Raw genomic sequence first — 13,717 nt, forward strand, 5'->3', positions numbered from 1 at the left:
TAATATAATAATGCTAATGTGAAAAGATAATTATTTATGTCATCTACCAACTATATCAAAGAAGCACCGAAAAAAGCCAAATCACCAGCTAAATTTGATAAGTTATCAACTGCCTTAAAAAAGAATTTACAAAGAAGAAAGAAAGTTAAAACGAAAGATACTACAAGCCAAGCTTTATCTGCATTACAAACAATAGTCAAAAATTACACTGATTCTACCGACGAAAACATTTCTCTTGTAGATGAATTAATAAAATCAAGATGCTTAGAAACAGAAAGTAAATAAGCACCACATTTGACATATTAATATAAATTGCTAATATTTGGGGAGTTTAGGTTTTGTTGCATAGCTCGCTTATGTCATTCCCGCATAGGCGGGAATCCAGGGTAAAGCGAGATAAATCGAATTTTTAGTTTTAAAAACTTTTATATTTTTTAATTACTGGATTCCTGTTTTCACGGGAATGACATAAGAGTCACCCAATAAAATTAGCATTTAAAATATTTTATATCATGGACACAAACAAATTATATCTTTTCAAAGATAGACGATTTTTACCGAATTTTATAGTGCAGTTATGCGGTTGTCTTAATGATAATATATTAAAAAATGCTCTGGTAATCCTTATAACTTATGGTATTTCAGGAGCTTTAAGTAAATATAATAATCTACTTGTTTTAATTGCTAATGCTACTTTTGTATTACCTTTTATAATATTCGCAAGCATAGCAGGACAAATTGCCGATAAATACGAGCGTGCAAATCTTATTAAAATTATTAAGATTTGTGAAATCGGTATAATTGCCTTTGCAATTTACGGATTTCATCATAATAATCTGTTAATCCTGTTTTGTTCTATTGGCTTAATGGGTATACATTCTACTTTTTTCGGTCCAATCAAATATAGCGTATTACCTGATCACCTAAATAAAGACGAACTACTTGGAGCTAACGGCTTTGTTGAAGCCGGAACTTTTATCGGTATTTTTATCGGTACTATAATCGGCAGCTATTATACAATCAGCAATAATTTTATAATTTATTCCTTAATTACCATCGCTTTTCTTGGCTTTATTACAAGCCTTTTTTCCCCAAAATCTAAAAACGTAAATCGTGATATTAAAATAAATTTTAATATTATAGATGAAAGCATAAATATGATTAAATATGCCAAAGCAAAAAAACAGATATATTTAGCTATACTTGGTATTTCATGGTTTTGGTTTATCGGAGCTGCTATAATTTCTCAAATACCTTTACTTGCTAAGATAACTTTTAAAGCTGATGAGAATGTTGCTAATTTATTTTTAGCGGTTTTCTCGCTTGGTGTTGGGGTCGGTTCGTTTTTATGTAGCAAAATATTTGAAGATGAGATTACCGTTAAATATCTATTTATTTCAGCCCTAGGCATTAGTATTTTCGGTATTGATTTATTCTTTGCAAGTAGAATTAGCTCAGTTAACTACGAACCTACTCAGCTAAAAAGTATTTTAGTATTTTTATCGAAAAGACATAATTGGCGCATAGTTATAGATTTATTGTTCTTAGCGGCAATAGGCGGATTATATATCGTTCCGCTTTTTGCGATATTACAGCATTACGCAAACCCTGCTCATCGTAGTCGAATTATTGCCGTTAACAATCTTATCAATTCCATTTTCATGGTGGGATCCACAATAATTCTATCTTTATTATTTTACCTAAATTTCACTATACCCTGGATTATATTATTTATTAGCATAGCTAATATAATTGTTACTATACATATTTACCGTTTAATACCTGAAGTTAAAATTATTCCATTTAAGCTATTGCGAAGAATATTCCAAATCTGTTTTGATCTTATGTATAAGGTTGAAGTTAAAGGATTTGAAAATTTTCAAAAAGCAGGTAAAAAAGTAGTAGTGGTCGCTAACCATATTTCATATCTAGATCCGCCGCTAATTGCTACTTACTTACGAGAAGAAATGACTTTTGCAATTAGTCCCGATATACAAAAAATATGGTGGATTAAACCGTTTTTACGTATGGCAAGAACTTTGCCGGTTGATCCAAGTAACCCAATGGCAATAAAGACTTTAGTAAAAGAAGTACAAAAGGATCAGAAAGTAGCAATTTTCCCTGAAGGTAGAATAAGCGTTACCGGTTCTTTAATGAAAATATACGAAGGACCAGGAATGATCGCCGATAAAGCCGGTGCTACCGTCTTACCGGTTAGAATAGACGGTACTCAATTTACTCATTTATCAAAATTAAAAAACATATTAAAAAGAAAAATATTTCCTAAAATTACTATAACCGTTTTACCGCCGGTAAAATTCGCTAATATGGATGCTACAAGCAATCAAGAACGACGCAGTTATATATCTAGGACTCTTTATGATATCATGGCTGACATGATGTTTGAAAGTTCAGACTATCAAAATACTGTATTCTCATCTCTTATAGAAGCTGCTAAAATTCATGGATTTAAGAAAAAAATAGTTGATGATTTTGAAAATAATGCGGTTACTTATCGAGATTTAATATTAAAATCTTTTATCCTAGGTGATTTAATCAAAAAGAATAATATCTTTGGCAGAAATTTAGGCTTAATGTTGCCTAATACCACGAATACGTTAATTACTTTTTACGCTATGCAATCTAGCGGTTATGTTCCTGCTATAATTAACTGGAGCAGCGGCATAAGTACTATTATTAACTCCTGTAAACTTGCACAAATTAAAGTAGTTTACACTTCAAAACAATTTATTGAGAAAGCAAATTTACATGAATTAATAACTAACTTATTAGATTTCGGTATTAAAATAATATATTTAGAAGATTTTAAAAATCAGATTGGTACAGCCCTAAAACTAAAAGCAAAAATAGGAAGTTATTGTGCCCAAACTTATTACAATTATTTTTGTCGTAATCGTGATGACGAAAAACCGGCAGTGATAATTTTTACTTCGGGTACTGAAGGTGAACCTAAAGCCGTATTATTATCTCACAGAAATTTACAAACTAATAGATATCAAATAACTGCTAAAGTACCTTTTAGCCCTGAAGATATAGTATTTAATGCGCTACCGCTATTTCATTGTTTTGGTTTTAGTGGTGCAATTATTACAACTTTAAACGGTATTAAGCTGTTTCTATATCCTTCTCCACTAAATTATCGTAGCATTCCTGAAGTTATATACGATATTGGAGCAACTATATTAATTTCTACCGATACTTTTTTAAACGGTTATGCTAATTACGCTCACCCATATGATTTTTACTCATTACGCTATATATTTGCCGGTAGCGAGAAATTAAAAGAATCTACACGACAATTTTGGCTTAATAAGTATGGCATACGTATTTTTGAAGGATATGGGATTACAGAAGCCTCACCTATTATAGCTTGCAATACCCCTATGCATAATAAAGCAGGCACGGTAGGAAGATTATTACCGAAAATTGATTATAAGCTTGAGAAAGTAGAGGGAATAAATGAAGGGGGACGTTTATTCATTAAGGGTCCTAACATCATGCTTGGTTACTTGGACTTAGAAGGTCACCGTACTTATAAAGAATGGTACGACACAGGCGATATAGTCAAAATCGATTCTGAAGGATATATAACAACTCTAGGACGTTTAAAACACTTTGCTAAAATAGCAGGGGAAATGATATCTCTTACAAAAATTGAAGAACTTGCAAGCGAACTTGATCCTGATTCCTTGCACGCTGCTATTTCTATTCCCGATAAAACGCACGAAGACAAGATTATTTTACTTACTACCGGTTCCAATATAAATAGAGAGAACTTTGCAGATGCTGTATCTAAAGCTCAAATTCCTTTACTACATTTACCGAAAGTAATTATTACCGATTCAGAAATACCTCTACTTACAAACGGCAAAATTGATTATCTTGAGATTATGAAAAACGTGGATAGATTTTAACGTCATTGCAACTGCAAGGAGCGTGGAAATCTCAGGAATTGTGCCTGAGATTTCTTTAGAGTTACAAGTTTACCTTTACTTTGATATACAAATGACTCAGAACCGAAAGATTGAAAATATTCATAAGTGCTTAGGTCTGACTTAAAATATAATTCATTGCTCTTAATAATTCCTATCATAACACCACCCTTATATATACCATATCCACCAAACATTACACGAACGACTACTGAACCATATGGTTCTAACAATTCTTTGACATATTCAGTAAATGCATTTTGGTTCATAATAACCGCTTTAAATACAACAAACCATAAATAAACGTACCTAATATAATAAACAATGGAGTTAAAGGTAAATCAAAGTAGAAAGAGCTAAATGCAGCACAAAAATTAATAAATAAAGATATAAGAATTGATATTATAATCATCTGGGAGGGGCTATATGCTACAAACCGTGCAATCATTGCAGGAATAAGTAAAATAGCAGTTACCATAAGTACTCCGACAATCTTTATAGCAGAAAATACCGATAATGAGAGAAGAAGTAAAAATATTAGCTCAATAATATTAACCTTTAAGCCTTTTATGACGGCAATATCTCTATTGATAATAATAAGAAGAATTTGATTATAAAAATATACTATAAAGCCTATAATAGTTATTAGTACTATTGCAAGTATCATCAAATCATTAAAAGATACGGATAAAATATCCCCAAACAACAAATTCACTATATTATTCTGCAAAGAAGTAAAATAATTAATAACTAAAGCAACAGCTAACATAAAGCTAGAAATCAAATTAATAACTGCGTTTTTTTCAGAATTATTTTTAAAAATAAACACAAAAAACGAAAAAAGAATTGCAACTATTATGCCTGAATATATTAATGGAACATGTGCTATAATACTTATACTAGCCACTAAAAAACTACTATGAGCAAGCCCGTCACCGAAATAAATATATCTCTTCCATAGGGCAATGCAGCCAAGCGGGGCAAATATGCAGCTAATTAAAATTAAGGCTAGTATTATTAAAGTCATCTGAGTATATTATATATGTTTGTTGTATGGCCTCTTGTTATCCCGTGGCTTGACCACGTAAAGTTCTTAGGCTGTACTTATAGAGCCCGTGGTCAAGCCACGGGATGACATTGGAAAGAATCATAGACTATGTCTTCAATCGATAAAAAAGAATTAGAAAAATTTGAGAAAATTTCTCATAATTGGTGGAATAAGGACGGAGAATTCGGTATCTTACACCGAATAAACCCTATTCGCCTTGAATATATAATAGAGAAAATAACTACACATTACAATAGACACCTTTCCAAACTCACTTATAGAGAGGAATTGGTAGGAAACATGCAGCACAGCACCGCAGCGTACGCTTTGGTACGTGAGGATGCGAGCAGCAGATTGACGCACAAATTACCTCTAGAAGCAGAGTTTGAAAAGATGTCTAACGATATTTCTAAATTAGAAATATTAGACGTCGGTTGCGGTGGAGGGTTAATTGCAACGCCTTTAGCGGCTCAAGGTTTTAACGTTACAGCCATTGATGCACTGCAAAGTAATATTGAAACGGCAACTGCTTATGCTAAGGAAAACGGCGTAAAGATAAATTATTTACAATCTACTATAGAAGAATTAGACAGTGACAAGCTATATGATGTGGTAATTTGTCTTGAGGTTATTGAACACGTAGAAAACGTACAGCAATTTATACTAAATTTGGTGAAGCATATTAAGCCAAACGGTATGGCAATCATTTCTACGATTAACCGTACTAAAAAAGCTTATATACTTGGAATAATAGTTGCCGAATATATTTTAGGTTGGGTACCAAAAAACACTCATGATTATAGCAAATTCCTAAAACCGTTGGAAATTTACGAAATGCTTACAGATACCAAAATTGAAATTAAAGAGCTGAAAGGCTTGGTATATGATCCGGCTAAAAATGAGTGGAAATTAAGCGATGATATAGACGTAAATTATTTTATGTGTTTGGGGAGAAAGAGTATGTGTTATCCTAGCTAACTTGATCAGCCTTGTTGCATGAATACCGAATCGTCATTGCGAGCGACTGTAAGGAGCGTGTCAATTCAGAAAAATAATAAAAAAATGCTAATTTTTAGCATCTTTTACTGGATTGCTTAGTCAATTGCTATGCACTTTCCTCGCAATGACGCAAAAACTGATCCATGCAACACAGCCAACTTGATCGCGGGATCAAGTTAAACATACTAATATTATTAGTATGTTTAGTTGTTTGCTGGATACCGTGGCAAGCCACGGTATGACACAGTTCTTAGTATATATTTAAAAAAGATAATAAATGAATAATAACGTAATTACTAGATTTGCTCCGTCACCGACGGGGTTTTTACATATAGGTTCGGCAAGAACCGCCCTTTTTAATTATTTGTTCGCAAGGCATCATAACGGTAAGTTCTTGCTTCGCATTGAAGACACTGATAAAGAAAGGTCAACTAAAGAAGCGGTAGAAGCTATATTCTCAGGTCTAAAATGGCTAGGGCTTGATTGGAACGGTGAGGTTATATTCCAGTCTAAACGTAATAATCTTTACAAAGAAGCTGCACTAAAATTACTGCAAAACGGTAAAGCATATTATTGTTTTACTCGCCAAGAAGAAATAGAAAGACAGCGACAACAAGCTTTAGAAAATAAACAGCATTTTATTTTTAATAGCGAGTGGCGTGACAAAGATCCATCTATCTATCCTACTGATATTAAGCCAGTAATACGTCTAAAAACTCCAAGAGAGGGTAGCATAACAATTCATGACACTTTACAAGGTGAGGTAGTAATTGAAAACTCTCATATAGACGATATGGTACTATTAAGAGCAGACGGCACTGCTACTTACATGCTAGCCGTTGTAGTAGACGATCATGATATGGGTATAACTCATATTATTAGAGGTGACGATCATTTAACCAATACAGCAAGACAACTCGCTATTTATCAGGCTTTCGGATATGCAGTACCGAGCATGACTCATATACCGTTAATTCATGGAGCAGACGGAGCAAAATTATCCAAAAGGCATGGAGCATTAGGCATTGAAGCTTATAAGGATATGGGGTATTTACCGGAAAGTTTGTGCAATTATTTACTGCGTCTTGGATGGAGTCACGGCGATGATGAAATTATCTCAATGACTCAGGCTATAGACTGGTTTAATCTTGATTCACTCGGTAAATCACCTTCTAAGCTTGATTTTGCTAAGATGAATAGCCTTAACGCTCATTACTTAAGAATGCTTGACAATGATAGCTTAACTTCAAAGACTGTAGAGATATTGGAACAAAATTATAATACACTTCTTCGGCATCTCCCTTATAGGGAGGAATTTGGAGGAAACACGGAACGCAGCACCGCAGCGTATATAGACATACGTGAGGATGCGAGTACCGGATTGACGTACAAATTACCCCTAGCAGTAGAGTTGCCGAAGAAGTTTAAGATTAGTGAGCAGGAAATAGGCTATATCAAACAAGCAATGCCAAGCTTGTTAGTTAGAAGTGAAACATTACTAGAACTAACACGCCTTGCTCAAATTTATCTAGTAGATTCACCTATCATCTACAGCCAAGATTCCAAAGAAATTATAGAAAATTGCGATAAGAATTTAATCAAACAAATTATAGAAAACTTAAGCGAACTTGAGCAGTTTGATAAGGAATCCGTACAGAATAAATTTAAAGAAATAGCAGCAGCAAACGACTTAAAGCTGAATGACATTATGAAACCGGTAAGAGCTTTAATAACAGGTATGACTGCATCACCTAGCATATTTGAGATTGCAGAAATTTTAGGAAAAGAAAATATTTTAAAAAGGTTAAAAATTATATGAAAGATTGTATAAAAAAAATTGCTTTTATTTTTAGTGGATTCTTTATAATAACCGGCACTTTTGTTTTGTATAGCATAGAAAACGTCAACGCATCAACAGCACCAAAAAAGTACGGAGCTTGGACTTTAAATTGTACTCTTAATAATGAGAAAAAACAACTTTGCTTCTTATCACAACAAATTAATAATCTAGAGAAAGATAAAGAAAAGGAAATATTAGCCATTTATCACATAGGTTATTTCAATGGGGAACACGAAAAACAGGAATTAAAAATAATAGAAATAGTCCCGTCAAATGTTCAAATTCCGGCAGGTACAGTTATTAATAGCGGTGACAAACGAATAGCAGCCGGAAAATATGTAAATTGTACAGTAAACGGCTGTCAGGCTTTAGCTATTATTACAAAAGACGATCTAGACATGATTTTATCAAACGATAATTATATAGAACTAATTACCGCAGACGGCAAACAAGCTAAAATTTCATTTATAAAAGACGGCTTAAAGGAAGGCCTAAAAGCTTTAAGTAGATAGTAACGCAACAATGCTTAAATTGTTGCGTTACTATCTACTTAAAGCTTTTAGAACCTAATTTTTTAAGTTTTATATATAAAATTTAAATTATCTTATTTTAGTCTTTCTTAACTGTATAAATTATAAGATTTTTTTAAAATAAGAATAGTAATTTTTCTAAAACCTTACTAATTTTAGTTAGCATAGTTTAACCAACCAAAAGCTAGAAACTGTTATTACTAATTTTTTAAATTAAACGAATATATACATTATAGATTAACCTTGCCTATAACTGCAACAAGAAATCTATTCTTAATAATTAAAGCGTAAAACCGCTTAAAACCTTTTGATCATCCTATATAAGGCTGTTAACAAAATAACTTTAATTGATAATTAAAGAGATTTTTACAGTAATAAATATCCCTATTTCAAAAAAATCTTATAATTTGCAGTTAAAAAGAATTTAATGAGCTTTAAAATTATTTTGTTAACAGTCTCATAGGATAAATACCACAGGTTGAGCAATTATAATTAATTAAAAAATATTTGCAGTCATTTATTGAAATAATTACAAGAAATTCTATATTTTATTTTTTGAGGAAGAGTTTTCTTAAAGAGTTTATTTTCAAATTAAGCAAAGAATCGCTTTAAAACCCATTTGTTGCATAAATCAGTTGTGTCCTACTGCGACTTTTAATAATGTGTTGTACAGTACGTTGTTAAAATCGTCATTGCGGAGCAGGCATTGCCTGCGTGGACTAGTTTCTCAATTGTCATCCTGCGAGCTTGTAGCAGGATCCAGTTTAAAATGCTAATATTATTAGTATTGTTTTCTGGATACCATGGTTAAGCCACGATATGACATTGAGCAGGTTTTGCGGTCCATGCAACAATGCCTCCTTACAATGAGGGGAACGAGCAATACAACAAAACGGGTTTATTAGATCTATTACATAACCTATCTTATAGAGATATAGACTTAGAAATCCATACCGCCCATACCTCCCATACCGCCACGCATTGGCATTGGCTCTGCCTTATCAGAAGAAGGTTCGTCAACAATTAAAGTTTCCGTGGTAATAATTAACGAAGCAACGGAAGCAGCATCTTGAAGTGCAGTACGCACTACTTTAGCTGGATCAATAATTCCTGCTTTAATCATATCGACATATTGCATATCTTGAGCATTAAAGCCATAATTTTTATCCTTATGTTCTAGTAATTTACCAACTACTACGCCACCGTTTTCACCGGCATTTTCAACAATCTGTTTTAACGGATCCTTTAAAGCTTCTATTACTATTTCAATACCTGCTTGTTGATCCTTATTCTCTACTTTAAGCTTTGTTAAAGGTTGTGATGCGTGAAGTAATGTTACACCGCCACCGGCAACAACACCTTCCTCAACTGCCGCTCTTGTAGCAGCAAGTGCATCTTCAACACGATCTTTACGCTCTTTCACTTCAACTTCCGTAGCACCGCCAACCTTTAATACGGCAACACCGCCGGAAAGTTTAGCTAAACGCTCTTGCAGTTTTTCTTTATCATAATCAGAAGTAGTTTCAGCTATTTGAGATTTAATTTGTAATACTCTATCTTCAATATTTTTCTTATCACCGTTACCGTCAACAATTACGGTATTTTCTTTAGAAATTGTTACTCTTTTTGCTGTCCCTAGACTCTTAATACTCACATTTTCAAGCTTCATACCTAAATCTTCAGTAATAAGCTCACCTTTAGTTAGGATAGCAATATCTTCCATCATTGCTTTTCTTCTATCGCCAAAACCGGGAGCTTTTACTGCCGCAACTTTTAAACCACCACGTAATCTATTGACTACAAGCGTTGCAAGAGCTTCGCCCTCAACATCCTCAGCAATAATTAATAGAGGGCGTTGTGATTGTACTACAGCCTCAAGTATAGGTAACATCGGTTGTAAATTTGATAATTTTTTCTCAAATAGTAAGATGAAAGGATTTTCAAGCTCAGCAACCATTTTCTCAGAATTCGTTACAAAATACGGTGATAGATAACCTCTATCAAACATCATACCTTTAACTACTTCAACATCGAAGCTAAAATTCTTTGCTTCTTCAACGGTTATCACGCCTTCTTTACCGACTTCCTCCATTGCCTTAGCAATTTTCTCACCGATTTCCTTATCACCGTTTGAAGAGATAGTACCGACTTGTGCGATTTCCTCTTGGCTATTGATTTTTTTACTGGATTTTTTAATTTCTTCTACTACTGCGTTTACCGCTAAATCCATACCACGCTTTAAATCCATAGGATTATAACCGGCAGCTACTAGCTTATTACCCTCACGAGCCAAAGCTCTAGCAAGTACCGTAGCTGTAGTAGTACCATCACCGGCTACTTCTGCAGCTTTTGTAGCAGCTGATTTTAATAGCTGAGCTCCCGCATTTCTAATTTTATCTTTTAACTCGATCGATTTTGCAACCGTCACACCATCTTTTGTAATTTTCGGTGAACCGAATGATTGCTCTATAAGTACATTTCTGCCTTTTGGACCTAAAGTAACTTTTACTGCATCTGCAAGTATATCAATGCCTTCTAACATTTGCTCACGAGCTTTTGAGCCGTGTTTAATAAGTTTTGTTGCCATATTTAATTTCTCCTTAAAAACAAATAATTAATTAATAATACCAAATACGTCGCTTTCTTTCATAACGATCAGTTTTGTGCCTTTAATTTCAATTTCGGTGCCTGCCCATTTACCGTATAAAACTTTATCGCCTACTTTTAGCTCTAAAGGATGAATTTCGCCTTTTTCATTACGAATACCATTACCTACGGCTACTATTTCACCTTGCATCGGCTTTTCTTTTACAGTATCCGGAATAATAATTCCACCTTTAGTTTTTTCTTCTTGTTCGATAGGCTTTATTGCAATTCTATCATGTAATGGTTTAAAAGACATTTTAACCTCCAATTATTAAATCTTTAAATGTACATACTATATATATTTTATTTTTGTTAGTTCAAGGGGCAAGAATAAAAATTTTTTTATTAGAGGTCTATTCTTTCTCAAAATCCTCTAAACTAGTGCCGTGTTTAGTTTTACTCCATTTCAAATTCAAAGGACAGAAAATTATTTCAAATACTGCTTTATATGAAGCTACAGTATGTAATATAAAATAACTAGCCCATCAGCTCAAAGCTACTATATCCTGAAATTTTACTTTTCCGCTTTTTAAAGCATTTTTTAATTATATACAGAGCTGTACCATATAGATATAAAAGCGAAAAAATACTATTAATAAGCCATAAATAATTAATTATAGAATTTTTATTTATAACAATAGAAAATATTATAAAGGGTAAACTCCAAAAATTATAAGTAGATAAGCCGATGAAAATATAAATTGTTATTACTTGCAATAAAGTAAACTTTTGGCATTTATCTTTTTGTGCTTTAAATACCAAAAATGTTTGCAAAAAGCCTTGAATCCAATGTGATCTTTGATTTAGCCAATTACCTAAACTATTCGGAGCTTCTTCTAGAGTATAGGAATCACGAATAGCTACTTTATAGTTCTGTGAGTAAATTCTTATACCAAGCTCGGCATCTTCTGTTACATTATAAGAATCCCATCCGCCAAGCTTATTTAATAATCCGTTTTAAAATGATTACTAGTACCCCCGAGGTGTAGGAAGTTTTAGCAAACTTAATCCTTTCAAGATATATTCAAACCATAAACTATATTCTATATTAAACATTTTTGAGAATAGGTTAAAATATTCTCATTTTTATTATAAAAATTAAGCTTACTTAAATTGAAGACAAGCATATTCTAGAGGTAAGTTTTTAAACATTGCTAAAGCTTTAAGTAGCTGTTCAGGTTTATCTTCAGCATCATATACTACTAGATACTCGCCATGTGAATATTCTAGAGCATAATTAAGGGCTTTCGGCTTTTAGTTCTTGGTAGACTTTTCGGAACAGATATAACATGAAAATAAGACGGTAAATTATATAACACTATTTCTTTAATCATTAGATAATCGTCATCTTCGATAATAATTTTAACTCCTAGCTTATCTTTTAGATAATTAATTAATGAAATATTTTTAATTATTGACCTTAACTTACTGAATTCTTTATATAACGGTACTAAAACTGTATAAACCGGTAAAGCTTTCTCCTCATTTTGAAAAATTTGTGATTCCACCGAATGATTTTTAGTACTACTTGTTTTGTGAAGCGATTCCACCTCTGTCATCCCGCGACTTGATCGCGGGATCCAGTTAAAAATATTATTATTTTATTGGTATACTTAATATTCTTAGCAATAATCAGTCCGACTTTAAATTCAAGAGCATATTTTGCTTTGATACTAGTTAAATAGGCGAAATTTTTTTCTAATAATTTATAAAAATAATATTTCTTGATCAGCATTATAGATCTAAAAATATTATTATTACTAAACAATATTTTTAGATCATTTATAGCAGTTATTGTATTACCATGAACATCGTCATATATACAATAACCATTCACTACATAGGCTTGTATATAAGAATAATTATAAATTTTAATATAAGAAATATTGCTTATTAGCAGCAATATTCTATTTTCATATAATATATCAATCATTATCTCATTATCGATAATTGCTTCTTCGATCATAGCTTTTAAACTACTAGCTAATAAGTTTTTATCTCTGATTATCTGTAATATTATATCTTCATTTATACATCTAACCATGCTGAAAAATTTATACCTGATATTTTATATTTCTTAATTTGAAAGACTGCGATCCCAAAAATGACCGATTTGAGCAGTTAACAAGTTTCTATTCTCTTTACCAAAATTAATTATCTTTGCAATTCATAACTGCTCATAAACTGAACTATCATATACATAGCCGTAATTTTGCCGAGTATGGTATTTTGTAAAACTTGTAAGCACTATGCCGTTTTTAAATTTAATCCCTTCACAAGTAGAAATATAATACATCTTCTTAGAACCAATATTAATTGAATGTCCAAAGCTAAATATATTTTGATTAAAAATAATAACAGGGTGGATATTTTTAGACATTCCCATTAGTAAAGATATCTCGCCTAAAAAATCTTCTTTAAGATTTTTACTCTTACTCATTAAAATTTTAGGCTGAGCCACAATAACAAAATCTTTATCTTCAAATAGCTTCAATTTATAGTAAATAGAAGCATCCGTGCTTATGTTTTTTTCATTCAAAAATTTATCTTCTTTGTACAAAAAATGTACTCCAATATTTTGATTATCGATAATACCGTATTCTACAGTACTACTTACAAATTGCTCATATTGATCAGAGGATAATTCTACTAATAAGGCATAATAGACGAAAATAATATAATCTTAATACCATAGCCGCTT

13 protein-coding genes are annotated in these 13,717 nt (G+C 32.2%); 5 read left to right on the forward strand and 8 right to left on the reverse strand.

From position 1 onward, the window contains the following. Positions 1-36 precede the first annotated feature (36 nt). Complete coding sequence (locus tag RC_RS04790) at positions 37-285, forward strand: hypothetical protein (protein ID WP_010977557.1); 249 nt, start codon at positions 37-39, stop codon at positions 283-285. A 227-nt stretch (positions 286-512) separates the two neighbouring features. Then, on the forward strand, positions 513-3,935 hold the full coding sequence (locus RC_RS04795; protein ID WP_010977558.1) for an acyl-[ACP]--phospholipid O-acyltransferase: 3,423 nt from the start codon (positions 513-515) through the stop codon (positions 3,933-3,935). Positions 3,936-3,937: 2 nt separating this feature from the next. Here RC_RS04795 and RC_RS04800 read toward each other — a convergent pair whose 3' ends face one another. Together RC_RS04800 and RC_RS04805 are read right to left on the reverse strand one after the other, a co-directional pair. Further along, positions 3,938-4,222: a TfoX/Sxy family protein gene (locus tag RC_RS04800; protein WP_010977559.1), complete on the reverse strand. Its 285-nt coding sequence runs from the start codon at positions 4,220-4,222 to the stop codon at positions 3,938-3,940. Next, positions 4,219-4,980 carry a metal ABC transporter permease gene (locus tag RC_RS04805; protein WP_004997884.1) on the reverse strand — a complete coding sequence of 254 codons (762 nt, stop codon included), beginning with the start codon at positions 4,978-4,980 and terminating at the stop codon, positions 4,219-4,221. The genes RC_RS04800 and RC_RS04805 overlap by 4 nt, the downstream gene beginning before the upstream one ends. 129 nt (positions 4,981-5,109) lie before the next feature. Between RC_RS04805 and ubiG the strand changes: the two genes are divergently transcribed. The 3 genes from ubiG (at position 5,110) to RC_RS04820 (ending at position 8,352) form a co-directional block, all read left to right on the forward strand. Then, complete coding sequence (gene ubiG, locus RC_RS04810) at positions 5,110-5,979, forward strand: bifunctional 2-polyprenyl-6-hydroxyphenol methylase/3-demethylubiquinol 3-O-methyltransferase UbiG (RefSeq protein WP_010977560.1); 870 nt, start codon at positions 5,110-5,112, stop codon at positions 5,977-5,979. Positions 5,980-6,277: 298 nt separating this feature from the next. Further along, positions 6,278-7,819 carry a glutamate--tRNA ligase gene (gene gltX / locus RC_RS04815; protein ID WP_010977561.1) on the forward strand — a complete coding sequence of 514 codons (1,542 nt, stop codon included), beginning with the start codon at positions 6,278-6,280 and terminating at the stop codon, positions 7,817-7,819. Next, the gene (locus RC_RS04820) at positions 7,816-8,352 is read left to right on the forward strand and encodes an invasion associated locus B family protein (protein ID WP_010977562.1); all 537 of its coding nucleotides are present in this window, start codon (positions 7,816-7,818) and stop codon (positions 8,350-8,352) included. Before gltX ends, RC_RS04820 begins: the two co-directional genes overlap by 4 nt. Positions 8,353-9,310: 958 nt before the next feature. Here RC_RS04820 and groL read toward each other — a convergent pair. From groL to RC_RS04850, 6 genes are all read right to left on the reverse strand, one after another. Further along, a complete protein-coding gene (gene groL, locus RC_RS04825) occupies positions 9,311-10,957 on the reverse strand; it encodes a chaperonin GroEL (RefSeq protein WP_010977563.1) in 1,647 nt (548 codons plus the stop codon). Positions 10,958-10,984: 27 nt separating this feature from the next. Continuing rightward, on the reverse strand, positions 10,985-11,272 hold the full coding sequence (locus RC_RS04830; RefSeq protein WP_004997871.1) for a co-chaperone GroES: 288 nt from the start codon (positions 11,270-11,272) through the stop codon (positions 10,985-10,987). Positions 11,273-11,493: 221 nt separating this feature from the next. Further along, on the reverse strand, positions 11,494-11,907 hold the full coding sequence (locus RC_RS10420) for a glycosyltransferase (RefSeq protein ID WP_233417470.1): 414 nt from the start codon (positions 11,905-11,907) through the stop codon (positions 11,494-11,496). Positions 11,908-12,242: 335 nt separating this feature from the next. Beyond that, positions 12,243-12,575 (reverse strand): hypothetical protein, encoded by a 333-nt coding sequence (locus RC_RS10425; RefSeq protein ID WP_010977565.1) that lies wholly within the window; start codon positions 12,573-12,575, stop codon positions 12,243-12,245. After that, a complete protein-coding gene (locus RC_RS09190) occupies positions 12,572-13,060 on the reverse strand; it encodes a hypothetical protein (RefSeq protein WP_010977566.1) in 489 nt (162 codons plus the stop codon). The genes RC_RS10425 and RC_RS09190 overlap by 4 nt, the downstream gene beginning before the upstream one ends. A 123-nt stretch (positions 13,061-13,183) precedes the next feature. Continuing rightward, on the reverse strand, positions 13,184-13,576 hold the full coding sequence (locus tag RC_RS04850) for a hypothetical protein (protein WP_010977567.1): 393 nt from the start codon (positions 13,574-13,576) through the stop codon (positions 13,184-13,186). Positions 13,577-13,717 lie beyond the last annotated feature (141 nt).

Origin of the sequence: Rickettsia conorii str. Malish 7 (assembly GCF_000007025.1) — a bacterium.
Taxonomy (GTDB): Bacteria; Pseudomonadota; Alphaproteobacteria; order Rickettsiales; family Rickettsiaceae; genus Rickettsia; species Rickettsia rickettsii.

Bases quoted from the DNA above. Each gene is read 5' to 3' on its own strand.
- RC_RS04830 (WP_004997871.1), bottom strand. From the start codon at position 11,272: ATGTCTTTTAAACCATTACATGATAGAATTGCAATAAAGCCTATCGAA.
- RC_RS04820 (WP_010977562.1), top strand. From the start codon at position 7,816: ATGAAAGATTGTATAAAAAAAATTGCTTTTATTTTTAGTGGATTCTTT.
- RC_RS04795 (WP_010977558.1), top strand. From the start codon at position 513: ATGGACACAAACAAATTATATCTTTTCAAAGATAGACGATTTTTACCG.
- RC_RS04790 (WP_010977557.1), top strand. From the start codon at position 37: ATGTCATCTACCAACTATATCAAAGAAGCACCGAAAAAAGCCAAATCA.
- groL (WP_010977563.1), bottom strand. From the start codon at position 10,957: ATGGCAACAAAACTTATTAAACACGGCTCAAAAGCTCGTGAGCAAATG.
- RC_RS04800 (WP_010977559.1), bottom strand. From the start codon at position 4,222: ATGAACCAAAATGCATTTACTGAATATGTCAAAGAATTGTTAGAACCA.
- RC_RS09190 (WP_010977566.1), bottom strand. From the start codon at position 13,060: ATGGTTAGATGTATAAATGAAGATATAATATTACAGATAATCAGAGAT.
- gltX (WP_010977561.1), top strand. From the start codon at position 6,278: ATGAATAATAACGTAATTACTAGATTTGCTCCGTCACCGACGGGGTTT.
- RC_RS04805 (WP_004997884.1), bottom strand. From the start codon at position 4,980: ATGACTTTAATAATACTAGCCTTAATTTTAATTAGCTGCATATTTGCC.
- RC_RS10425 (WP_010977565.1), bottom strand. From the start codon at position 12,575: ATGACAGAGGTGGAATCGCTTCACAAAACAAGTAGTACTAAAAATCAT.
- ubiG (WP_010977560.1), top strand. From the start codon at position 5,110: ATGTCTTCAATCGATAAAAAAGAATTAGAAAAATTTGAGAAAATTTCT.